General features: G+C 71.8%; 24 protein-coding genes. 17 read left to right on the forward strand and 7 right to left on the reverse strand.

Going from position 1 to position 22679, the window contains the following annotated elements; all coding sequences use genetic code 11:
- Positions 1-62: 62 nt before the first annotated feature.
- From LQF12_RS01385 to LQF12_RS01400, 4 genes are read left to right on the forward strand one after another with little or no spacing between them, the layout of a single operon-like run.
- Complete coding sequence (locus LQF12_RS01385; protein ID WP_231054224.1) at positions 63-641, forward strand: signal peptidase I; 579 nt, start codon at positions 63-65, stop codon at positions 639-641.
- On the forward strand, positions 638-1237 hold the full coding sequence (locus LQF12_RS01390) for a hypothetical protein (protein WP_231054225.1): 600 nt from the start codon (positions 638-640) through the stop codon (positions 1235-1237). Before LQF12_RS01385 ends, LQF12_RS01390 begins: the two co-directional genes overlap by 4 nt.
- Complete coding sequence (locus LQF12_RS01395; RefSeq protein ID WP_231054226.1) at positions 1234-1941, forward strand: hypothetical protein; 708 nt, start codon at positions 1234-1236, stop codon at positions 1939-1941. The genes LQF12_RS01390 and LQF12_RS01395 overlap by 4 nt, the downstream gene beginning before the upstream one ends.
- On the forward strand, positions 1938-2663 hold the full coding sequence (locus LQF12_RS01400) for a hypothetical protein (protein ID WP_231054227.1): 726 nt from the start codon (positions 1938-1940) through the stop codon (positions 2661-2663). Before LQF12_RS01395 ends, LQF12_RS01400 begins: the two co-directional genes overlap by 4 nt.
- Here LQF12_RS01400 and LQF12_RS01405 read toward each other — a convergent pair.
- Genes LQF12_RS01405 through LQF12_RS01415 form a run of 3 tightly spaced genes read right to left on the reverse strand, consistent with a single transcriptional unit; the run spans position 2626 to position 5209 of the window.
- Positions 2626-3573, reverse strand: a complete 948-nt coding sequence (locus LQF12_RS01405) for an aldo/keto reductase (RefSeq protein WP_231054228.1) — start codon at positions 3571-3573, stop codon at positions 2626-2628. The genes LQF12_RS01400 and LQF12_RS01405 overlap by 38 nt on opposite strands.
- 11 nt (positions 3574-3584) lie before the next feature.
- Positions 3585-4358, reverse strand: a complete 774-nt coding sequence (locus tag LQF12_RS01410) for an SDR family NAD(P)-dependent oxidoreductase (RefSeq protein ID WP_231054229.1) — start codon at positions 4356-4358, stop codon at positions 3585-3587.
- Entirely contained in the window at positions 4355-5209 is an 855-nt protein-coding gene (locus LQF12_RS01415; protein ID WP_231054230.1) for a fumarylacetoacetate hydrolase family protein, read from the reverse strand. The genes LQF12_RS01410 and LQF12_RS01415 overlap by 4 nt, the downstream gene beginning before the upstream one ends.
- A gap of 82 nt (positions 5210-5291) precedes the next feature.
- On the opposite strand from LQF12_RS01415, the gene LQF12_RS01420 reads away from it, so the two are divergent.
- Together LQF12_RS01420 and LQF12_RS01425 are read left to right on the forward strand one after the other, a co-directional pair.
- Positions 5292-6581, forward strand: coding sequence for an enolase C-terminal domain-like protein (locus LQF12_RS01420; RefSeq protein ID WP_231054231.1), 1290 nt, complete (start codon positions 5292-5294; stop codon positions 6579-6581).
- 34 nt (positions 6582-6615) lie between these two features.
- Positions 6616-7317 (forward strand): FadR/GntR family transcriptional regulator, encoded by a 702-nt coding sequence (locus tag LQF12_RS01425; RefSeq protein WP_231054232.1) that lies wholly within the window; start codon positions 6616-6618, stop codon positions 7315-7317.
- Here LQF12_RS01425 and LQF12_RS01430 read toward each other — a convergent pair whose 3' ends face one another.
- Complete coding sequence (locus LQF12_RS01430) at positions 7318-9006, reverse strand: glycerol-3-phosphate dehydrogenase/oxidase (protein WP_231055481.1); 1689 nt, start codon at positions 9004-9006, stop codon at positions 7318-7320.
- 327 nt (positions 9007-9333) lie between these two features.
- Between LQF12_RS01430 and LQF12_RS01435 the strand changes: the two genes are divergently transcribed.
- The 6 genes from LQF12_RS01435 (at position 9334) to LQF12_RS01460 (ending at position 15515) form a co-directional block, all read left to right on the forward strand.
- Positions 9334-10164 (forward strand): DeoR/GlpR family DNA-binding transcription regulator, encoded by an 831-nt coding sequence (locus LQF12_RS01435; protein ID WP_231054233.1) that lies wholly within the window; start codon positions 9334-9336, stop codon positions 10162-10164.
- Between the two features lie 91 nt (positions 10165-10255).
- On the forward strand, positions 10256-10714 hold the full coding sequence (locus LQF12_RS01440; RefSeq protein WP_231054234.1) for a ribose-5-phosphate isomerase: 459 nt from the start codon (positions 10256-10258) through the stop codon (positions 10712-10714).
- A 2-nt stretch (positions 10715-10716) separates the two neighbouring features.
- Positions 10717-11553 (forward strand): HAD-IIA family hydrolase, encoded by an 837-nt coding sequence (locus LQF12_RS01445; protein ID WP_231054235.1) that lies wholly within the window; start codon positions 10717-10719, stop codon positions 11551-11553.
- A gap of 4 nt (positions 11554-11557) precedes the next feature.
- Complete coding sequence (locus LQF12_RS01450) at positions 11558-13108, forward strand: FGGY-family carbohydrate kinase (protein ID WP_231054236.1); 1551 nt, start codon at positions 11558-11560, stop codon at positions 13106-13108.
- Positions 13105-14454, forward strand: a complete 1350-nt coding sequence (locus tag LQF12_RS01455) for a sn-glycerol-1-phosphate dehydrogenase (protein WP_231054237.1) — start codon at positions 13105-13107, stop codon at positions 14452-14454. Before LQF12_RS01450 ends, LQF12_RS01455 begins: the two co-directional genes overlap by 4 nt.
- An 83-nt stretch (positions 14455-14537) precedes the next feature.
- Entirely contained in the window at positions 14538-15515 is a 978-nt protein-coding gene (locus tag LQF12_RS01460; protein ID WP_231054238.1) for an LLM class flavin-dependent oxidoreductase, read from the forward strand.
- Positions 15516-15528: 13 nt separating this feature from the next.
- Here the strand turns inward: LQF12_RS01460 and LQF12_RS01465 are convergent, their stop codons facing one another.
- Positions 15529-16332: a CPBP family intramembrane glutamic endopeptidase gene (locus tag LQF12_RS01465; RefSeq protein WP_231054239.1), complete on the reverse strand. Its 804-nt coding sequence runs from the start codon at positions 16330-16332 to the stop codon at positions 15529-15531.
- A gap of 120 nt (positions 16333-16452) precedes the next feature.
- On the opposite strand from LQF12_RS01465, the gene LQF12_RS01470 reads away from it, so the two are divergent.
- Complete coding sequence (locus LQF12_RS01470) at positions 16453-17181, forward strand: GOLPH3/VPS74 family protein (protein WP_231054240.1); 729 nt, start codon at positions 16453-16455, stop codon at positions 17179-17181.
- Between the two features lie 4 nt (positions 17182-17185).
- Here LQF12_RS01470 and LQF12_RS01475 read toward each other — a convergent pair whose 3' ends face one another.
- Complete coding sequence (locus tag LQF12_RS01475) at positions 17186-17899, reverse strand: YceI family protein (RefSeq protein ID WP_231054241.1); 714 nt, start codon at positions 17897-17899, stop codon at positions 17186-17188.
- A gap of 80 nt (positions 17900-17979) precedes the next feature.
- Here LQF12_RS01475 and LQF12_RS01480 point away from each other — a divergent pair, with 80 nt between their 5' ends.
- From LQF12_RS01480 to LQF12_RS01490, 3 genes are all read left to right on the forward strand, one after another.
- The gene (locus tag LQF12_RS01480; RefSeq protein ID WP_435531203.1) at positions 17980-18828 is read left to right on the forward strand and encodes a CPBP family intramembrane glutamic endopeptidase; all 849 of its coding nucleotides are present in this window, start codon (positions 17980-17982) and stop codon (positions 18826-18828) included.
- Between the two features lie 20 nt (positions 18829-18848).
- Positions 18849-19310, forward strand: a complete 462-nt coding sequence (locus tag LQF12_RS01485; RefSeq protein ID WP_231054242.1) for a hypothetical protein — start codon at positions 18849-18851, stop codon at positions 19308-19310.
- Positions 19311-19413: 103 nt separating this feature from the next.
- Positions 19414-20505 carry a glycoside hydrolase family 172 protein gene (locus tag LQF12_RS01490; protein WP_231054243.1) on the forward strand — a complete coding sequence of 364 codons (1092 nt, stop codon included), beginning with the start codon at positions 19414-19416 and terminating at the stop codon, positions 20503-20505.
- Positions 20506-20515: 10 nt separating this feature from the next.
- On the opposite strand, the gene LQF12_RS01495 is transcribed toward LQF12_RS01490, so the two are convergent.
- On the reverse strand, positions 20516-20983 hold the full coding sequence (locus tag LQF12_RS01495; RefSeq protein ID WP_231054244.1) for a type II toxin-antitoxin system RatA family toxin: 468 nt from the start codon (positions 20981-20983) through the stop codon (positions 20516-20518).
- A gap of 122 nt (positions 20984-21105) precedes the next feature.
- Here LQF12_RS01495 and LQF12_RS01500 point away from each other — a divergent pair, with 122 nt between their 5' ends.
- Positions 21106-22629: an amidohydrolase gene (locus LQF12_RS01500; protein WP_231054245.1), complete on the forward strand. Its 1524-nt coding sequence runs from the start codon at positions 21106-21108 to the stop codon at positions 22627-22629.
- The last annotated feature ends 50 nt before the right edge of the window (positions 22630-22679 follow it).

Genomic DNA, 22679 nt, shown 5'->3' on the forward strand with positions numbered 1-22679 from the left:
CTCAACCGCACCACCCGGGAGGTGTGACTCCCCCGCACATCTCCCACCGAAGGAGCACCACCGTGACCGCCACCGCCGAACCCGCCGTGACCGCGGCAGCACCGCGCGGTGGCGTGTGGCGGTCGGTGGGCACCGGCGTCACCACGGTGCTGCTGCTGGGACTGCTCGTCCTGGCGCTCGCGGTGGCGGTCGTCCCCCGCCTGATGGGCGGGTCGGCACTGACGGTCCTGACCGGATCGATGGAGCCGACCCACGCACCCGGAGACATGGTCGTCGCGGTGCCGCAGGAGAGCTATCAGGTGGGGGACGTGGTCACCTTCCAGCCGGTCTCGGACGATCCGACCCTGATCACCCACCGCATCGTCGGCACCCAGGTCGGCGCGGACGGCACCCGGTATGTCACCCGCGGGGACGCCAACGGCGCCGACGACGACCCCATCCAGGGCGAGCAGATCATGGGCGAGGTCGTCTACGCGGTGCCCTATGTCGGGCACCTGAGCAACGCCGTCGGGAACCACCGGCCGGCGGTCGTCGCGGGCGTCGCGATCATCCTGCTCGGCTACAGCGCCTACGCCATCACCTCCGCCGCCATCGGGCGCCGGCGGAACAGCACATCTCAGTACGAGGGAGTCAGCACGTGAGGAAGACATGGCGAGTACCACTGCTCGCCGGGGCCGCCCTGATGGCGGGCCTGGTATCGGCAGGCGGTACGTTCGCGCTCTGGAACGGATCCGGCACGAGCGCAGCCGGAGCGATCACCTCTGGCAACCTCGACATCGAGATCCTCGGCGAGAGCTGGACCGAGACGTCTCCGGACGTCGACGCCGCACCCCAGGAGATCGATCCCGACACTTTCCTGGTGCGCCAGGGCGATACCTTCCTCGTCAGCTACGAGGTCCGCACCGAGCTGCAGGGTGAGAACATGCTCGGCGAACTCAGCGTCGGCTGGGACCAGGCGGCCGACCTGCCGGCCGGAGTGAGCGGTGAGTACCTGCTCCTCGATGGTGACGACGCCCCGCTGATGACGGCGCCCGCGCCGCTGGGAACGGCCACCACCATCGCCGACGCCCTCGACACCGACGATGCCGGCCGCACCGACACGTTCACGCTCCAGGTCGAGCTCGACACCGCCGGCCTGGACGACCGCTTCGGTCCCGGCAGCACCCAGGTCCTGACCGATCTGGGCCAGATCACCGTCGCCCTCGACCAGGTGCGTACCGGGGAGGGGTTCCAGTGACCGCCACCACCAGCCGGCTGCGCTCCGCGGCCATCGTCGCCGGATCCGGCCTCGTCGGCGCCATGCTCGGCGTCGGAGGAGCCTCGCTCGCCCTCTGGCACGACGAGGTGACCCTCACCGGCGCGATCGGCGACGGCTACGAGTACTTCGCCGCCGGGGACCCCGGCTCGCCCGTTCCGGCGCCCTCGGGCTCGGTGGCCGCGACCGTCGGCTCCGCCGAGGCGACCACGCTCGTGCAGGACGGTGAGCTGGCCGTCGTCTTCCAGACCGACTCCCTCAGCCAGGGCAACAAGGGCCTGGCCTACGAGCTCACCGCACCCGACTGGGGCGCCGGCGTGCTCGGCTCCGCCGATGTCGAGATCTACTGGGTCGACTCCCCGGAGTCCTGCAGCCCGGACCTCGCCGCACCGGCGCCGCCGGCCACCGTGAGTGGTCTCACGTCCACCCCGGTGAGCGCCGGCTACTCCGACACCACCACCCCGGTCACCGAGTTCTGGTGCCTGGTGGCCACCCTCGACGGCCTGCCCGGCGAGGGGGAGTACGAGAACGAGGCGAGCGTCACCGCCCTCGACCCGGACCAGAGCGAGGTCAGCGACTCCGACACCTGGAACGCGGACGTCCTCTCCGACATCGACCCGGCCGACGAGCCCGACCACTCGATCACCTTCAGCTACGAGACGTTCCGTCCGGGGGAGACACCGTGAGCATCAGCCCGACCCCGCGCCGCTATCTGGCTGCCGGAGCCTTGACCCTCGCAGGCGTGGCCGCCATGGCCCTCCCGGCATCCGCGGACACCTACGACGACGCCATCCAGCTCTCCTGGGACGGCACCTCCTACGCCGACTCCACCACCGAGTCCTTCGTCGGCACCCCTGTCACCGTGCCGGGCGACACCGCCGAGCGCACCCTCCTGGTCCGCAACGACGGGCCCACCGACGCCACCCTGCGCGCCAGCATCATCGACATCGAGCTCAACGAGCCGGATGCGGCCGACGTGCACCACAACCCCGACCACGTCGCCCCCGCGGGCGAGTACGCCGGGGCCGGGGACCAGGGCAACTACTACGACGACGTCCACCTGGTCTGGGACGGCGGTGAGGCCTCGTTCACCGATCTCGACGCCGAGGGCACCACGGTCATCCTGGAGATCCCGCTCGCCCAGGGCGAGGAGGTCCCGGTGACGATCGGCTACGACTACCCGGTCGGCGCCACCTCCGGCAACCACGCCAACGTGGCCGAGCGTCTCGCCAGCTTCGACGTGCTGCTGGAGCTGGGCGGGGAACTTCCCGCCGAGCCGACCCCCACCCCCGACCTGCCCGAGACCGGGGCCGATCTCGGCCTCGCCGGGCTCGCCGCGGTCCTGGCGGTCGGGGTCGGTGCGGCGCTCCTCAGAGGCCGAGCTCTGGCAGCTCGGTCCACGCGCTGAATCGCGGGCGCGCCAGCAGTCCCAGGTTCTCGCGCACCTCGGTCTCGGTCTGCATCCCCAGCACCACCGAGGCCACGCACTCCTGCCGCAGCGGTAGCTCCACCGCCAGCTGCGGCAGAGTCGCGCCGTGCCGGGCGGCCATCGCCGCGATCTCGCGCGCCCGGTCCAGCTGTGCCCGTGGCGCCGGCTCGTAGTCGAAGGTGGCCGCCTCCGGGACCTGCGGGCGCGCGAGGATGCCGGAGTTGAACACCCCCGCCAGCACCACCCTCCGGTCACCGGCCGCCGCACGCACCCGGTCGAACCCGTCGTTGCGCAGCAGCGTGTACTGGCCGGCCAGCATCACGGTGTCGATGTCGTAGCGTTCGAGCGCCACCGCTGCGGTGACCGCATCGTTGGTGCCCACCCCCACGGCCCGGACCACACCCTCGGCGCGCAGCGCCAGGAGCGCCTCCAGGCCGCGCTCCAGCGCATCCGGCTCGCCACTGACGTCGGGGTCGTGCACGAGCGCGATGTCCAGGTAGCCCAGGCCGGTCCGCTCCAGGCTCTCCTCGACCGAGCGCCGGACCGCGCCGGGCTCGAAGCCCCACTCGCGCGTCAGGTCCCCGGGCACCTCGAACATCTCGTCGTCACGATCCCGCGGCGGCACCCGCGGCACCAGCAGCCGTCCCACCTTGGTGGAGACGACGAACTCCTCCCGCGGCCGCCCGGCGAGCGCGGCTCCGAGCCGGCGCTCCGACAGCCCCAGCCCGTAGTGCGGCGCCGTGTCGAAGTAGCGGATCCCGCCCTCCCAGGCGGCGTCCACGCACCGCTGGGAGGTCTCGTCGTCGATCGCCCGGTACAGGTTGCCGAGCCCGGCGGCCCCGAACCCGATCTCGGTCAGCGCCAGGCCCGCGAGATCGCGCGTGCGCATCACGTGTGCTGTCACTGCGGCCGCAGCCGCAGCTCGTGCATGCCACCGTCGACGGCCAGGCTCACGCCGACGGTCGAATGACTGCGTGGATGCGCCAGATACGCGACGGCGTCCGCCACCTCCGCCGGGTCCACCAGCCGCCCGTGCGGCTGGCGCGCGCGCAGCGCAGCCCGTTCGCCCTCGGGATCGTCCGCGGCGTCCAGCAACCGCCCGATCCACGGGGTGTCCGCGGTGCCCGGGCTGACGCAGTTCACCCGGATGCCCTCGCGGACGTGGTCGGCGGCCATCGCCCGGGTCAGCGCCAGCACCGCGCCCTTGGAGGCGCTGTACAGCGCGCGCTGCGGGAGCCCTGCGGTGGCAGCGATCGAGCTGGTGTTCACGATCGCCGCATGCTCGGAGGCGCGCAGGTGCGGCAGGCAGGCCCGGCTGACCCGGGCGATCCCGACCACGTTCACGTCCAGCACCCGGGTCCACTCGGCATCGTCGTTGCCGGCCACGTCGCCCTGGGCGCCGATCCCGGCGTTGTTGACCAGGATGTCGATCCCGCCGTGCGTAGCGACCACCTGCTCGACGGCGGAGCTCACCTGTGCGCTGTCCGTCACGTCCGCGCGGACTCCGAGGACGCCGTCGGGAAGCCCCATGACGGGAGCCGGCTCGCCCTCGGGAAGGTCGCGGTCGAGCACGACCACGCGGGCGCCGTCGGCGTGCAGGCGGGTCGCGACAGCGGCGCCGATCCCGGACGCGCCACCGGTGACCACCGCCACCAGGCCGCCGAAGGCGGTCATACGGACGCGCCCATGACCGTGCGCTGACGGCCGAGGCCCTCGATCTCGACCTCGACCACGTCGCCGGCGCTCAGGTACGGGAACCGCCCGGAGACGGCCACGCCCTCGGGGGTGCCGGTGAGGATCACATCGCCCGGGTCGAGCGCGAGGTACTGGCTCAGGTGCCACACGATGTGGTCGACGTCGAAGATCATGTCGGCGGTGGTCGAGTCCTGCCGCGGCTCGCCGTTGACCCAGCTGCGCAGGAAGAGGTTCGTCGGGTCGACCTCGTCGGCGGTGACCAGCCACGGGCCGAGCGGGGAGAAGTCCGGAGCGCACTTGCCCTTGCTCCACTGGCCACCGGACTCCACGAGCTGGAACTCGCGCTCGGAGAGGTCATCGGCGGTGACGAAGCCGGCGATGTGCGCGCGGGCGTCGGCGGGGGAGTCCAGGTAGAGCGCGCGGGAGCCGATCACGATCCCCAGCTCCACCTCCCAGTCGGTCCTTGCGGCCCGGCGCGGGATGGCCACCGGATCGTTCGGGCCGGTGAGGGTGTTGGCGGCCTTGAAGAACAGGATCGGCATCTCCGGCGGCTCCGCCCCGGACTCGGCGGCATGGGCGGCGTAGTTCTGGCCGATGCACAGGATCGAGCCGGCGCGGGCGAGAGGGGAACCCGTCCGCAGCTCGCCGGCGCCCTCGAGCACCGGCAGTGCGCCGTCGTTGGCGGCCTGCTGGATCCGCTCCAGCGAGTCCGGCCCCAGGTGCTCCCCGGTGAGGTCGGGCACCACCGAGCGCAGGTCGAACGCAGTACCGGACTCGTCGAGCAGCACCGGGACCTCCTGGCCGGGCGCTCCGAGGCGTGCGAGCTTCATGGATCCTCCATTGGTGACTGGCGCATTGACCAGGCAAACATCCGATGTCTAGGCTCGGCCACCGTACCTACGGGAGGCAGCCATGAGCAAGATCGTCGCCATCGACGTCACCGACATCCGATTTCCCACGTCCACCCAGCTGGACGGCTCCGACGCGATGAACCCCGATCCGGACTACTCGGCTGCCTACCTGCGCCTCGACACCGACGGCTCCGGTGATGCTGCGGCCCGGTCCGGCTACGGCTTCGTGTTCACCATCGGCCGCGGCAACGACGTGCAGGCCGGTGCGGTACGAGCGCTGGCCGAGCGCCTGATCGGCCGCGACGTCGAGGAGCTGCTCGCCGATCTGGGCGGGGTGTGGCGAGAGCTCGTCTACGACTCCCAGTGGCGCTGGCTCGGCCCGGAGAAGGGCGTCGCGCACATGGCGGTGGGCGCCGTCGTCAATGCGCTCTGGGACCTGCGCGCCAAGCGCGCCGGGATGCCGCTGTGGCAGCTGCTGGCGAGCCTGAGCCCGGAGGAGATCGTCGACCTCGTCGACTTCCGCTACCTCACCGACGCCCTCACCCGCGAGGAGGCGCTGGAGATCCTCGCCGCCGCCCAGGCCGGGCGCGCCGAGCGGGAGGCCACCCTCCTGGCCGAGGGCTACCCCGCCTACACCACCACGCCGGGCTGGCTCGGCTACTCCGACGAGAAGCTCGAGCGGCTCAGCAAGGAGGCCGTGGCGGACGGGTTCACCCAGATCAAGCTCAAGGTCGGCGGCGACCTCACCGATGACGTGCGCCGGCTACGGATCGCACGCGCCGCCGTCGGGCCGGACATCCGGATCGCGATCGATGCCAACCAGCGGTGGGACACCGCCGAGGCGATCGCGTGGGTGAACGCGCTCGCCGAGTTCGACATCGCCTGGATCGAGGAGCCCACCAGCCCCGACGACGTGCTCGCCCACGCGGCCATCGCCCGCGGGGTGGCGCCGATCCCGGTGGCCACCGGCGAGCACGCCGCCAACCGGGTGATGTTCAAGCAGCTGCTGCAGGCCGGCGGCGCGCAGGTGGTGCAGATCGACGCCACCCGGGTGGCCGGCGTCAACGAGAACATCGCCATCCTGCTGCTCGCCGCCAAGTTCGGAGTGCGGGTGTGCCCGCACGCCGGTGGCGTGGGGCTGTGCGAGGCGGTGCAGCACCTGTCGATGTTCGACTACGTGGCGGTCTCGGGCACGCGCGAGGATCGGATGATCGAGTTCGTCGACCACCTGCACGAGCACTTCGTGGACCCGGTGCGGGTGAGCGGCGGGGTGTTCCAGGCGCCGCGGCTGCCCGGTGCGGGGATGCAGATGCACGAGGCCTCGGTGCACCAGTACACCTGGGGCGGCTGAGCAGAGAGAACTGAGCCGAGAGAGAGGATGACTCGTGGCCGTCACCGATACCGCGATCGAGACCATCAAGGCGATGATCGTCTCCGGCGAGCTCGAGCCCGGTCAGCGCCTCCCCCCGGAGAAGGAGCTCAGTGAGCGCCTCGGCCTGTCCCGGAACTCGTTGCGGGAGGCCGTGAAGTCCCTCGCCCTGATCCGGGTGCTCGACGTGCGCCGCGGGGACGGCACCTACGTCACCTCGCTCGAACCTCGTCTGCTGCTGGAGGCGATGAGCTTCGTGGTGGACCTCCACCGGGACGACTCGGTGCTGGAGATCTTCGAGGTGCGGCGACTGCTGGAGCCGCACGCCGCGGCCCGGGCGGCCGTGCGGGTCACCGAGAGCGAGCTCGCGGCGCTGCAGGCCGAGGTCGACGGCGTCTCCCCGGAGGCGAGTGTGGAGGACCTCGTGGCCCACGACATGCGCTTCCACGCCGCGATCACCGAGGCCGGCGGGAACGACTACCTCGCGAGCCTGCTGGAGGCGCTCTCCAGCGCCACCGTGCGGGCACGGGTGTGGCGCGGGATCACCCAGGACCGGGTGGCCGACCGGACCCTGTCGGAGCACCGGGCGATCCTGGCGGCGCTGCGCCGCCGGGACTCGGAGATGGTGCGGGCCGCGCTGACGGTGCACATCGGGGGAGTGGAGACGTGGCTGCGCCAGGCGGCCGAGGAGGCGGCCGGCCCGGCCCAGCCCGGCTGACTACTCCCCCAGTGCGGCGAGCGGCACGACGTCCTCGACCGCGCGGCGGGCGGCGTCGGCCTCGGCGTCGGTCATCGTGCCCAGGGCGGCCTCCTCCGCAGCGGCCATCTCCGCGTAGGCGCTGATCTCGTGGCGGGTGGTCTTCTCGTCCCAGCCCAGCAGCGGCCCGGCGATCTGCGCCATCTCCTCCAGGGCGCTCACGCCCCGGTCACGCTGCTCGAAGAACAGCCGGATCCGGCGCATCAGGATGTCCTCCAGGTGCAGCGCCCCCTCGTACTCGACCGCCATCACCACCTCGGCGCGCAGATAGGCCGGCGCGGACTCGAGCGGCTTGCCGAGCTCGGGGTCCTCGTCCACCAGCGCGAGCAGGGTCTGCAGGTCGGAGCCGTACCGGCCCAGCAGGTGCTCCAGCCGGGCCTTGTCCCAGCCGTAGCGGGCGGCGATCTGTGGCGCCTGCCGGGTGATCGCCTTCAGCCTGGGTGCCCCGATGAGCGGGGTGTCGGGGGTGACCGAGCGGCGCTTGCGGGCCTCGGCCTCGCCGAGGGCGTGGTCGACGGCGTGCTCGGCCATCAGTCGGTACGAGGTGAGCTTGCCCCCGGAGATGATCGTCAGGCCCGGCGCCGACTCGACCACGGTGTGGTCGCGGGAGACCTTCGTGGAGGCCTCCCCGCCGTCCTTGGTGCCGGGCTGGACCAGGGGGCGAAGCCCCGCGTAGACCCCGACGACGTCCTCGAACGTGAGGTTCGAGGAGAGGACGTCGTTGGCGTGGTCGAGGATGTAGTCGATGTCGGCGCGGGTGGCCACGGGGTGCAGGCGGCCCTCGTCCCAGGGCGTGTCGGTGGTGCCGATGATCCAGTACCGGGCCCACGGGATGATGAACAGCACCGACTTCTCCGTACGCAGGAACAGCCCGACGTCACCGGAGATGCGCTCCTTGGGGATGACCACGTGGGCACCCTTGGAGGCCAGCACCTCCAGGCCGCCGTCGGTGCCGCCGAGCGCCTCGGTCTCCTCGGTCCACACCCCCGTGGCGTTGATGACGCGCTTGGCGCGGATCGTGTGGCGGGTGCCGGTCTCCAGGTCGACGACCTCGGCGCCCTCGACCCGGCCGCCCGGCCCCTTGACGTAGTCGACCACCTGGGTGCGGGCGGCGGCGTGGGCCCCGAACGAGGCGGCGGTGCGGATGAGGGTCATGACCAGCCGGGCGTCGTCGACCCGCGCGTCGTAGAAGCGGATGCCGCCCACGAGCTTGTCGCTGCGCACGTCCGGGAAGAGCTTCTCCACCCCGGCGCGGGAGTAGTGCTTCTGCACCGGCACGGCCATGCCGCGGTGCCCGATCACGGCCATCGCGTCGTAGAGGCCGATGCCGAGAGCGCTGTAGGCCCGCTCGATCACCGGCTGCTTCAGCGGCCACAGGAACGGCTGGGCCTTGACCAGGTGCGGGGCCGTCCTGGTCAGCAGCAGCCCCCGCTCCCGCAGGCCCTCGGCGACCAGCTTGAAGTCGAGGTTGTACAGGTAGCGCACGCCGCCGTGCACCAGCTTGGACGACCACGACGACGTCCCCGCGGCCCAGTCCTGCATCTCCACCACGCCGGTGCTCAGGCCGCGCGTGACGGCGTCGAGCGCGACGCCCGCCCCGGTGATCCCGCCGCCGACGACCAGGACGTCGAGCGGCTCGCCGCTGGTCATGGCCTCCAGGGCGGCGGCCCGGCTGTGCTTCGTCAACGCTGAACGTGTCACGACATCTCCTGTGGGCTCCGAGGTCTGGACTGACGCTCCGATCGTGGCGCGGTCCCGCACTGATGTGCAAACGGTTCACACAAACGTGCACGGTGGTCGGAGGTCCGCGCACGAACCGGTGTGCTCGACCCTACGGCGCCACCGGCCCGCCCGGCGACCGGAACGGCACGGCTGCGTCGGTCTGCGGCAGCATCCGTCCGCAGACCGACGTATGCGTGTCCGTGCGGTCAGCGCGTAGGCTCGCGGTGGACGATCGTTCGGCCTTCGGGAGGCGTGGTGGCGGGTGTGCAGCGCAGCGCCGGTGCTCGCAAGGGCCGCGCTCCCGCGGAGGTGAGTGCCCGGCGCCGGAACCGGATCGTCGACCTGGTCCAGCGCGACGGCTCGGTCACCATCGACGAGCTCGGCGCCACCTTCGGCGTCTCCACCGTGACGATCTACCGCGACCTGGCCGACCTGGAGTCCCTCGGCATGATCGTGCGCCAGCGCGGGGTCGTCACGGCGGCCGGCTCGAACCTGCAGGAGGCCCCGGCTCGCTTCCGCCTCGGGCAGCAGGAGCCGGCCAAGCTCGCCATCGCCCGCCATGCCGCGGCCTCGGTGCCGCGCGGCAGCGCGGTGATGCTGGACGACTCCACCACCGGCGTGCTCACCGCCCGCGCCCTGGCCGCTCGCGCCCCGCTGACCGTGGTGACCAACTCGCTCCTGGTGGCCGAGGAGGTCCGGGCCGGCGCCGGCATGCGCCTGGTGCTCACCGGGGGCGAGTACGAGGCCTGGGCGGAGGCGCTGCTGGGCCCGGTCACCGCCACGGTGGTCGCCTCCCTGGCTGCCGATGTGTGCATGGTCTCGGTCTCCGGTATCACCGACGGCGTGACGTACCACCCCTACGCCGAGGTCGCCGCGGTGAAGAAGGCGATGATGCGCGCCTCGGCCCGCAGCGTCGCGCTCGTCGACCACACCAAGTTCCGCCGCCGCGCCCTGCACGAGGTGGCCCCGCTGACGGCATTCGACACCGTGATCACCGACGCCGGCACCGACCCCGAGGTGCTGGAGCGCCTGCGAGGGGCAGGTGTCACCGTGGAGGTGGCGGAGAGCCTCGCCAGCCCGTCGTAGCCCTTCTCACAAACTATGGAGTTTTCTGCACTGCGCTTGATAATCTGGTCACAGTCGACGGCGCCGCCGAGCGCCGGGAAGCAGGGAGATCATGGGACTTCGCATCATCGTCGGCGCTGACAGCGCCGGGTACGACTACAAGGAGAAGATCAAGGCCGACTTCGAGGCCGACGACCGGGTCGACTCGGTCGTCGATGTCGGCGTGGGATCCGGCGAGGACGTCGACTACCCGCATGTCGCGGTCGACGCCGCCCGCAAGGTCGCCGCCGGCGAGGCCGACCGGGCCCTGCTGATCTGCGGCACCGGGATGGGGGTGGCGATCGCGGCCAACAAGGTGCCCGGCATCCGCGCCTCCGTCGCGCACGACAGCTTCTCGGTGGAGCGCCTGGTCAAGTCCAACAACGCCCAGGTCCTCACCTTCGGCCAGCGCGTGATCGGCCTCGAGCTCGCTCGCAAGCTCGCCGGGGAATGGCTGGAGCACGTCTTCGATCCGACCTCACCCTCGAAGCAGAAGGTGGACGCCATCTGCTCCTACGAGCCCGAGGGCTGAGCGTGCCTGACCTGCCCGAGCGGCTCTACGACGCCTACGTCTTCGACCTCGACGGCACGATCTACCTCGGCGAGGAGTTCCTCCCGGGCGCCGAGCGCCTGGTGCGCGAGCTGCGCCGCCGGGAGATCCCGGTCCGGTTCCTGTCCAACAACCCCACCAAGGACCCGGCCCAGTACGCCGAGAAGCTGGACCGCCTCGGCCTGCCCACCCCGGTGGACGAGATCGCCAACACCGTGGTGGTGATGGTGCGCTGGCTGCTCGAGCACCACCCGGGCAAGACGGTCTACCCGATCGCCGAGGAACCGCTGGTCCGGGCCCTCGCCGAGGCCGGTATCGCGATGAGCGAGGATCCGGCCGAGATCGACATCGTCATCGCCAGCTACGACCGGGCCTTCGAGTACCGCAAGTTGCAGATCGCCTTCGACGCCATCTGGTTCCACCAGCGCGCGATCCTCGTCACCACCAACCCGGACCGTTACTGCCCCTTCCCGGGCGGTCGCGGTGAGCCCGACGCCGCCGCCATCGTGGCCGCGATCGAGGCCTGCACGGGCGCCACGCTGGCCAAGAACGTCGGCAAACCCGATCCGGACATGCTCACCGCGGCGCTCGCGGGCGTGGACGTCGACCCCCGCCGGGCCATGATGATCGGCGACCGGCTCGGCACCGACATCCAGATGGCGGTCAACACGCAGATGTCCTCCACGCTCGTGCTCACCGGCGATTCCACCCGCGCCGAGGCCGAGGCGCTGCCGGCGGCGAACCAGCCCACCTTCATCCTCGAGCGCGTCGACCACCTGATCCCGGCGCCGCTGCGCGCCGAGCTCGGCTGGACCGACTGAGCACATGAGCACCTGCCTGCTCGGCATCGACGTCGGCACCGAGAGCGTGCGCGTGGCCGTCGTCGATCCGGACGGCAGCGTGCGCGGCGTGGCGAGCCGGCGGCACGCCACGCGCCACCCGCACCCGGGTTGGGCCACCCAGGATCCCGGCGACTGGTGGACCGGCCTGCGGGCCGCCGTCGGTGAGGTGCTGGCGCAGACCGGGACCAGCGCACAGCAGGTCGCCGGGGTCGGGTACGCCGCCACGACGATGACCGTGGTCCCGATGGCGGCCACCGGCGAGCATCTGGCCGACGCGCTGCTGTGGATGGACGTGCGCGCGGTGGACCAGGCCGCCCGCGCGGCCACCTCCTCCTCGAGCGCCCTGCGCTACATCGGCGACGGCGCAGCCCCCGCCAGCGCCGAGTGGTTCCCCTTCAAGGCGGCCTGGCTCGCCGAGCACGAGCCGGAGCTGTTCGCCCGCACCGACCGGCTGGTGGATGCCGCCGACTGGCTCACCCACCGGCTGACGGGGACCTGGACGCAGAACATCAACACCGCCGCCCTGCGGATGTTCCACAACCGCGACACCGGCGGCTGGCCGGCCGACTTCTACCAGCACGTCGGCGCCGGTGCCGCGCTGGCCAAGGTGCCCGAGCAGGTGCTCGACCTGGGGGCGCCGGTCGGCGGCCTCACCCACGCGGCGGCCACCGAGCTCGGACTGGTCGCAGGCACCCCGGTGGCGCAGGGCTGCGGGGACGCCTGGGCCGGGCAGATCGGCCTCGATGTGCTCGCCCCGGGCCGGATGGCGCTGATCACCGGGTCCTCGCACGTGCTCACCGGGCAGACCCACGCCGCCGTCAGCGGCGCCGGCTTCTTCGGCGCCTACACCGACGCCGTGCTGCCCGGGCAGTACACGGTCGAGGCCGGCCAGGCCTCCACCGGCTCGGTGCTGCGGTGGTTCGTGGAGAACTTCGCCCGCGACGTGGTCGCCGAAGCGGAGAAGCGAACGACCCAGAGCGCATTCGACCTCCTCAACGCACGCTCGGCCCACCTGCCGCCCGGCGCCGACGGCCTGGTGATGAACGAGTACTTCCAGGGCAACCGCACGCCCTACACCGACGCCCGCGCCCGCGGCAGCCTGTGGGGACTGAGTCTGGGCCACACCCGCGAGCACGTGTACCGGGCCATCCAGGAGGCCATCTGCTACGGCACCGCCCACAACCTGCGCGTGCTCTCTGCCGCGGGCTCGCCGGTGGAGCGGATGGTGGCCTGCGGCGGCGCCACCCGGAGCCGGGACTTCATCCAGCGGCACGCCGATGTCACCGGCATCCCGATCGAGCTGACCGAGGTGCCCGACGCCGTCGTGCTCGGCTCGGCGATCCTCGCGGCCACCGGCGCAGGCCTGTACCCGAGCGTGAGCGAGGCCGCCGCTGCCATGGTGCGCACCGCCGTCGTGCTCGACCCCGATCCCGGACGCCACGAGGCCTACCGGCCCTTTGTGGACGCCTACACCCAGACCTACCCGCTGCTGCGCGGCCCGATGCACGCGCTCGCTGACCAAGGAGAACGATGAGCCTGATCGAGACCGCCCTCGCCGACGCCACCGACACCCGCGCCATCGCGATCGGCACGGACGTGCTCACGCGCACCGGCGATGTGTACACCGAGCTGTTCGGCACCCGGATGGCGATCGTGGTCGCCGACGAGAACACCTGGGCCGTGGCGGGTGAGCAGGTGACGGCCTCCCTGACGGTGGCCGGTGTGCCGCTCGCCGAGCCGTTCGTCTTCCCCGGCGTGCCCACCCTGTACGCCAGCTACGAGAACGTGGAGACCCTGCGCGAGCACCTGCGCCCGCTGGACGCGATCGCGGTCTCCATCGCCTCGGGCACCCTGAACGACCTCACCAAGCTGGCTTCGGGTGAGCTGGAGCGCGAGTACCTGAACGTGGCCACCGCTGCCTCGATGGACGGGTACACCGCCTATGGCTCCTCGATCACCAAGGACGGTTTCAAGCAGACCATCTTCTGCCCGGCGCCGGCCGGTCTGGTGGCCGACCACCGCGTCCTCGCCGCGGCGCCGGCGCGACTGACCGCCACCGGGGTGGGCGACCTGATCGAGAAGGTGCCCGCCGGCGCCGACTGGATCATCGCCGACGAGCTGGGGATCGAACCGATCGACACCAGTGTGTGGGACCTCGTCCAAGGACCGCTGCGCGCCTCGCTGAGCAATCCCGAAGGCCTGCGCGACGGCGAACCGGACGCGATCTCCGGCCTCACCGAGGGCCTGATCATGTCCGGGCTGAGCATGCAGGCCTACCAGTCCTCCCGGCCCGCCTCCGGTGCCGGGCACCAGTTCTCCCACCTGTGGGAGATGGAGAAGCTCGGCATGGACGACGAGCCGCCGCTCTCGCACGGGATGAAGGTCGGGCTCGGGACCATCTCCCTGTGCGCCCTGTACGAGGTGGTGCTCCGGCGCGACCTGAGCGCGGTCGACATCGAGGCCGTCGTGGCCGGCTGGCCCAGCTGGGCGGAGCGCGAGGCGCAGATCCGGGCCACCTTCCCCGGCGACCTGGTCGAGGCGACCGTTGCCCAGAGCAAGGCCAAGCACCTGACTCCGGAGCAGCTACGGGAGCGGCTGACCCTGGTGCGGCAGACGTGGCCGCGCATCGCCGAGCGGGTGCGCGAGCAGCTGCTGCCCGCCGCCGAGATCGAGCACATCCTGGAGGTGGTGGGGGCGGTGACGCATCCGGCGCAGATCCGGGTGGACCGGGACCGATTCCGGGCGACCTACCTGCGCGCCCAGGCCATCCGCAGCCGCTACACCCTGCTGGACCTGCTGTTCGAGACCGGGCTGCTGACCGAGTGCGTGGACGAGCTCTTCACCGAGGGCGGTTTCTGGGGTCAGCGCCCCTGGTCCTGACGACGCCGGGAATCTCCCTCCCGGGGTGATGGTTGGCCACGGTGGCGGGTGATCACCCGCCGGTCGTCACAGAAGGGCTACGCATGTCACCGGTTCTGTCGTTGCTGGACCTCGCCGTCGTCGGACGGGAGCAGACCACCCGGGAGAGCCTGGAGGGCACGGTGGCCCTGGCCCGGGCGGCCGAGCAGGCCGGGTACGCGCGCGTCTGGTACGCCGAGCACCACAACAACCCGGCCATCGCCTCCTCGGCCACGAGCGTGCTGATCGCGCACGTGGCGGCCCACACGCGCTCGATCCGGCTCGGCGCGGGCGGGGTGATGCTGCCCAATCACGCGCCGCTGGTGATCGCCGAGCAGTTCGGCACCCTCGCCACCCTGCACCCGGGCCGCATCGACCTGGGCCTGGGGCGAGCACCTGGGACCGACCAGAACACCATGCACGCCCTGCGGCGGGACGCGCGCGCGGCGGAGACGTTCCCGGCGGACGTGGCCGAGCTGAACGGGTACCTGCGCGGGCGCACCACGATCGAGGGCGTGAACGCTTACCCCGGGCACGGCACCGAGGTGCCGCTGTACATCCTCGGTTCGTCGCTGTTCGGGGCCCAGCTCGCGGCCGGTCTCGGTCTGCCGTACGCCTTCGCCTCGCACTTCGCCCCGGCGGCGCTGGAGCAGGCGGTGGCCACCTATCGGGCGGAGTTCACGCCGTCGGAGCAGCTGGCCGAGCCGTATGTGATCGCCGCCGTCGGGGTGGTGGCCGCCGACTCCTCGGCCGAGGCGGCCGATCAGCTCCTGACGGCGCAGCGCCGCCGCGTGGGCCTGCTGCTGCCGCCGGGGCGCACCGTCACCGATGAAGAGGCCGACATGGTGCTCGCCTCACCGCAGGGCCGGCAGCTGCTGGAGATGATGCGCTACACCGCCGTCGGCACGAAGGGCGAGGTGGCCGAGTACCTGCGCTCCTTCGCTTCGCATGCCGACGCGGACGAGCTGATGGTGGCGCTGCACGCCGACGGCGTCAGCGAGCGGGTGCGGGCGGCGGAGATCGTCGCCGAGGCGATGGCCTGATCCGCCGCCGGGCTCATCGCGGCGCCGGGAGCGGCCCGCGATCCACGGCCGCACCGGTGCTCGGGCTCGCCTCCCGCCGTCGCTCCTTCGCCAGTAGGACCACGGTGACCGTCACGCCGGCGATCCCGAGGAACGGGGCCACCAGACCGGCGTAGGGGAGGCTCGAGGAGAACGTCGAGAAGTCCCACAGGCCATGCAGCAGCATCGCCGGGACCAGGGACCCCGTCGAGCGGAACGCCAGGTAGTAGACCGATCCCAGGCCGAACTGGATGACGACCTGGAGGAACGCGAGCGAGCCGATGCCGAAGAAGTAGTTGGGCAGGTGCAGCAGCGAGAACAGCAGCGTGGACAGGAGCCAGACGCCCACCTCGCCGAAGCGGCTGCGCAGCACCACGAAGAGCTGGCCGCGCGCGATCACCTCCTCGTTGAACCCCACCAGGACGCTGCCGAGGACGAGCAGGATCCACATGAGGCCGGTCACCCGGGAGAACTCGCCGAACGCGAGGTTCCCGACGGCGACGGCGGCCATGATCACCGGCACGACGACGCCCGCTCTCGGGAGTCGTCGCCGCTCCGTCAAGGACGCACGCCACCACCCGAAGATCGAGATGAGGACCACCAGGACGACGAGACCACCCGAGAGGGGCGCCACGTACCACCTCAGCAGCGTCTCCTCGCTCTCCCCGACCCGGGCGTAGTCGATTCCGTTGACGATCCAGATGGCGTAGAAGACCGCGAGGTAGGCGATGAATGCGCTCAGGCCCAGCCAGACGCGGGGGCGGACGCGAAAGGCGGTGGCGCCGGAGTTCGTGCTCATGGCGGTAGTGGACACCGTGTGGCCAGGACACGGTCAAGAGGGCGGGCGTCTTGACCCTGTGCCGGGAACAGGGTCTTGACTGGTCTCGACCACGGTCACGTGACGAGAACGGATGCGCAGATGACTGAACGGCATGAGGTTCCAGGTCCTGAGCGCGCGACGTCGGAGGACGCCGCCGCAGGGGAGCCGACGCTGGCGGAGGATCTGCTGCTGCTGTTCCAGCCCGATTCGGGGACTATCGCCGGTGAGGGGACCCTCTACTACGTGCTGGCCGGAGCGGTGCTGGCCGACCTCGGGCTCGCAGGGCAGGTGCGGACCGGCACCGGGCGGTTGGGATCGGTGACCGTGGCGGCCGTGGCCGAGGACCCGCCGACGGACCGCCTCTTTCGCGCGAGCTGGGAGTACGTCGCGGAGCGGGCGCGGGGCGTGCAGACCGTCCTCGCCGCGACCGGACCGACGTTGCGCGAACCACTGCTGGCCCGGCTCGTCGAACGCGGGGATGTCGTCCGCCGCTCGTACAAGGCGCTCGGACTGTTCCCGGCCACGGCGTTGAAAGGCGGCGACAACGGTCGCCGGGACGGACTGCTCGCGCAGGTGCGCGCCGTGCTCGTCGACGGCGTGGAGCCGACGCCGCGCCTCGCTGCGCTCGCGGCGCTGGTCTACGGCAGCGGCACGCTGCCGCAGTTCCACCGCGACATCCCGTGGACCTCCGCGGTGATCGCGCGCGCGGAGGAGCTGAAGGAGGGCAACTGGGGAGCCGGTGCCGCGGCGAAGGCGGTCACGCGAACCATCACCGCGACCATCGTCAACAACGTCGTCGTCGCGGCGGCGGTGCTCCCACGGAGCTGAGCGATCAGGACGGCTCGAGCACGAGACTGAACTCGACCTGTCCCTCGTCCTCGACCGTGACGAACCCGAGGTCCGGCGCGACCACGTCGTAGTCGGAGAAGCTGATCGGGACGATGCCCACCACCTGGAGCTCGTCCTCGGACGTCGCGATCTCGGCGTCCACGGTGACCTCCTGGGTGACGCCGTGGATGGTCATCTCACCCTCAAGGTCGACCTCGGTGGTGTCGGTCAGGGTGACAGGGCTGGTCAGCTCGAAGGTCGCCGTCGGATAGGTGTCGGTCTCGAGCGCGGTTCCGCGGAAGTAGGCGTCCCGCTGGGATTCGTCGGTGGCGATCGAGGCCATGTCCACCTCGAGGCCCGCCTCGGTGAGGTCGTCGCCGTCGATGGTGATCTCGCCGGTGACCGACTCGGTGCGGCCGGTGACCGTGATGTCCTCTCCGCTGAGCACCTCGTCCACCCGGTACCCGGCGTAGGAGCCGTCGGCGACGGTCCAGCGTCCGGACAGAGTGGACTCTGACTCGGCCTCCGCCGTGTTGCCGGTGTCGCTGGTCTCGTTGCCGGAGGTGGTCGGGCTGCTCGGCGCGGCCAGGCTGGGCTCCTCGTCGGCGCCCGCGTTGACCCAGTCCGCGTACAGGCCCGGGCCCACCAGCGCACCGGTACCGCCGAGCACCAGCACCCCCGTGGCCGTCCCGATCAGAACCTTCGTGCGTGTCTTCATCCGGTCTCCATGAGTAGGTGGTGCAGGCGAACAGGCGTCACGTCGTGTTCGTAGCCGGACCGATGGCGGATGGTGATGGCATGCTGGAGCGCGTGACTGCCGCGCCGCCCCTGCCCGACCTGCACCGCCAGGACTCGATGCCCTCGATGGCCACGCTACTGCCCGCCGTCGGCGTCGCCCTCTCGGCGTTCGTGCTGTTCGGACTGATGATTCCCGGCTGGGGGCACGCGCTGCTGGCGGTGAGCCTCGCAGGCGCCTGGTGGGTCTCACGCGAGCTCGGCAAGGACCTGAGCCTCATCGGCGCCGGGATCGCGATCGTCACCCTCACCTCGGTGGAGGCCGACGTGCACTGGGACCGGTTCTTCACGATCGGCATCGTGCTCATCGCGGCGGTCCTGGCGCCCTCGCTGATCGACCGGCTGGTCTACAAGCGCCACACCATCCGCTTCCCCTGGCGCACCGGGCAGAAGTGGACGCCGGTGGAGAAGGGCTACATCGTCGCGGTGCCGGTGCTCGGCTGGTTGATCCTGCCGTTCTACTTCATCACCTCGGGCACCTACCTGAACTGGCCGGAGGTGACCGAGGCCGGTGAGCTGGCGCGGTTCTTCATCGGCGTGAACTTCGTGGGCACGTGGGACGAGCTGTTCTTCATCTGCACCTGCTTCGCGCTGCTGCGCCGGCACTTCCCGGTGTGGCTGGCGAACCTGCTGCAGGCGACGATCTTCGTCTCGTTCCTGTGGGAGCTCGGCTACCGGGAGTGGGGGCCCTTCCTCACCGCCCCGTTCGCGCTGCTGCAGGGGTGGATCTTCACCAAGACCGGCTCGCTGACCTACGTGCTGATCGTGCATCTGCTCTTCGACGTGGTGGTCTTCCTCGCCATCGTGCACGCCCACAACCCCGGGGTGATGGGCTTCTTCCTGGTGGGGTGAGGAGCGTCTACGGTGGGTCCATGGTTCGCCCTGTTCCCACCCTGATCCTGACCGAGCAGGAGGTGCTGCTCGCGCTGAGCGGCGGACTCGCCGAACTCGGAGCGCTCGGCGGATCACTGGCCGGTCCGGCCGGTGCGGTGGGGGGTGCCTCAGGGGCGCGGGCCGGCGCGCGGGTGGCCAAGCTCGACGGGCGCCGCCGCGACTGGTCCTCGCCGCTGCCGGAGACCGTGCTCGACAGGCTCCGGCTGGCCCTCGGCGAGCCGCACGAGTGGAGGACCGAGACCCCGGAGGGTGAGCGGACCGCGCTGGTCGGGGTGGTGGGCTCCGGCGCGATGTCGATGAACCCATGTGTGATCGAGGTGCTGCATCATCCCCTGGGCGTCCAGCTCGCCGCGCATGCGCGCGAGGGCTTGATCAAGCAGCGCACGTGTGAGAAGGCGTTGGAGCGGATCGAGCGGGAAGTCCTCGGGCCCACGCCGTGAGGTGAGGGGCGAGGCCCCCTTGGCGGGCACGCCGGAGGCTGCCTACGATCGAGTAGTCGATCGCGGTGATGTGCCGCTGCCCCGACACGTGAGGATCCGAACCGTGCATCTCCCCGACATCGCGGCACTGGGCACCACCGTCACCCGCTCGATCAGCCCGGAGAACCCCACCGGAGCCAAGGCCGGTGGCGGCCGGGCCACCGAGGGCACCGGGGCACGCTTTGCCACCGATCTCGGCCGGGGGTGGAAGATCTCGCCCAGCGTGGACCTCCCACCCGGTGGCACCCACGTGCTCGCCGACCTCTCGGGCCCCGGCCGGATCACCCACATCTGGCTGACCACCGATCCGGGAAGCTGGCGCCGGCTACTGCTGCGCGCATCCTGGGACGGCAGTGCCGAGCCCGCGATCGAGGTGCCGGTGGGGGACTTCTTCGGCCAGGGCTGGGGGCAGTTCGCCCAGCTCTCCTCGCAGATGGTGGCGGTCAACCCGCACGGTGGGTTCAACTCCTACTGGCCGATGCCGTTCTCGGACGGCGCGCTGCTCACCCTGGAGAACCTCGCCGAGCAGCCGGTCACGGTCTACTACCAGGTGACCTACGACGTCGGGCCGGATGTGGTGGCCGATGGCCGCCTGCACGCGCAGTGGTGCCGCTCCAACCCGCTCGAGACCGGCCGCACGCACGTGCTGCTGGACGAGGTGCGGGGCCGCGGTCACTACGCCGGTACCTACCTGGCCTGGGGCGTGAACGCGCGCGGCTGGTGGGGCGAGGGGGAGATCAAGTTCTACCTCGACGGCGACCGTGACTCCACCGAGCCCGGCGGCCCGTTCGCCACCATCGTGGGCACCGGTACCGAGGACTACCTCGGTGGGGCGTGGGACTTCTCCGTGCCGGGGCAGGGGTACACCTCCTACTCCACCCCCTATCTCGGGCTGCACCAGATCATCCGGCCGGACGGTCAGTACGAGTCCCAGCAACGGTTCGGGATGTACCGCTGGCACGTGCTGGACCCGATCCGGTTCGAGCGCGATCTCACCGCCGACATCCAGGCGCTCGGGTGGCGTAGCGATCGCAAGGACGGCCGCCGCTATCTGCAGCGCCACGACGACATCGCCTCGACGGCCTTCTTCTACCTCGATGCTCCGAGCACCAACCGCCCGGCGACCCCGACCCACGACGAGCTCGAGACGCTCTGAGCGGACCGGCTCAGAGGGCGTCGAGCACCTGCGGGTCCTCGCACCCGGCCGCGAAGCCGGCGAGCCGGCGGCGCACGTCCCGGCCGAGCACCCAGGCCCCGACCCGTTCGGCCACGGGGGCCAGCCACCGCGGCCGGCAGCGGAAGCTGTACTTCCAGGTGGCCAGGGTCCTGCCCTCGCCCATGTCCTCGAACCGCCAGCCGCCGGCCAGCATCTCGAAGAACCACGGCCCGGTGACCATCCGCATCCCGACGTTGCGCGGCGGCGCGTAGGAGACGTACTCGCTCACCATCCGCAGTCCGCTGCGGTGCACGGTGGCGGTGCGTACGCCCTTGCCGGGCTCGGGGGCGCCGTCCAGGAACCACTGACGGCGGATGAACGGGTCCCAGCGCAGCCGCGCCGCTCCCGTGGTCTGGGAGACGGCGAAGGCGGTGGCGGCCGGGACCGGGACCTCGGCCTGCGCCTGGACGATCGGCATGGCAGGAGTCTGCCACCCGCCGCCGGCGCGATCGACACGCCGGCGTGGTCTGCGGCGCCATGATGCCGCAGACCGACGTATTCCGGTCTCTGTGGTCAGCGGGGACCTCGTAAGGTGCCGGGGTGAATGAACCGCCTCCGTTCGTGCTGCACCGGGTCCGCCGGCCCGGGCGCCGCGAGCTCGTGGACGTCTCGGTCCGCGCCGGCCGTATCGACGCCATCGCCCCCGTCGCCGCCACGCCGCCATCCGCCGGGGAGCGGATCGACGCCGACGGCGCCGTCCTGCTGCCGGGCCTGTGGGACTCCCACGTGCACTTCCGGCAGTGGGCGCTGCGCCGTGAACGCCTGGACCTGACCGCGGCGGACTCGGCCGGCGAAGCGCTGCACACGGTACGGGCGGCGATGGCGGGTGCGCCCGGCACCGAGGCGATCGTGGGCTACGGGTTCCGGGACGCGACCTGGCCCGAACCGCCCACGCAGGAGGCCATCGACGACGCGGCCGCCGGCCGCCGGGTCGTCCTCATCGCCTGGGACCTGCACTGCGCGTGGCTGTCCACCCCCGCCGCCCGATGGCTCGAGGTTCATCCCGACCCCGACGGCGTGGTCCGCGAGGCACAGTGGTTCGCCGCCTCCCGGCGCCTGGACGAGCGCACCGACGGCGAGGATGCGGGCGCCCTGCGCCGGGCCGCCGACGCCGCCGCGCGTCAGGGCGTGGTCGGCATCCTCGATCTCGAGATGGCCGACAACCTCGCCACCTGGCCCGGGCGGGTGGCGGCCGGTGTGCGGTCGCTGCGGGTGCGGGCCGGCTTCTACCCCGACCGTCTCGACGCCGTGCTCGCCGCCGGTCTGCGCAGCGGCGACGCCCTGCCCGGGACCGACGGGCTCGTGACGGTCGGGCCGCTGAAGATCATCGCCGACGGCTCCCTCAACACCCGGACGGCGTACTGCCGCCACGCCTACGCCGCCGCCAGCGAGCCCGGGGCCGGCGAGCACGGTCATCAGGAGCACGGTCATCTCGAGTACGACACGGCGACCCTCACCGCGATGCTCGTCCGCGCCCGCCGCGCCGGGCTCGGCACCGCCGTGCACGCGATCGGGGACGCCGCCGTGACCGTGGCGCTGGACGCCTACGCCGGCGCACGGACCGCCGTCGGGGACGTGGGCCTGCCGACGAGCATCGAGCACGCCCAGCTGGTCCACCCGGACGACCTGCCCCGGTTCGCCGGCCTCGGCGTCACCGCCGGCGTGCAGCCGGAGCACGCGATGGACGATCGCGACATCGCCGAGGAGTACTGGCCCGGGCGCACCGGTGAGGCGTTCGCGCTGCGCGGGCTGCTCGACGCCGGTGCGCGGCTACGGCTCGGATCCGACGCCCCCGTCGCGCCACTGGATCCGTGGGCCGCCATCGCCGCGGCGGTCACCCGGAGCCGGGACGGCCGGCAGCCGTGGCATCCCGAGCAAGGCCTCACGGTGGTCGAGGCCCTGGCTGCGAGCGTCGACGGCGCGGCGCTCGAGGTCGGCGCCGGTGACCGGGGCGACCTGGTGCTCGTGGCCGAGGACCCGCTCGCCGTGCCGCCCGGGGCGCTGCGGGGCATGGAGGTCCTGGGCACCGTGCTCGGCGGCCGGTGGACGCACCGCTCGCTCTGATCGCCGCCTTCGCTACCCTCGAGGACGAGCGAGGAACGGGAGAGGACCGA

Origin of the sequence: Ruania suaedae (assembly GCF_021049265.1) — a bacterium.
GTDB classification, from domain to species: domain Bacteria; phylum Actinomycetota; class Actinomycetes; order Actinomycetales; family Beutenbergiaceae; genus Ruania; species Ruania suaedae.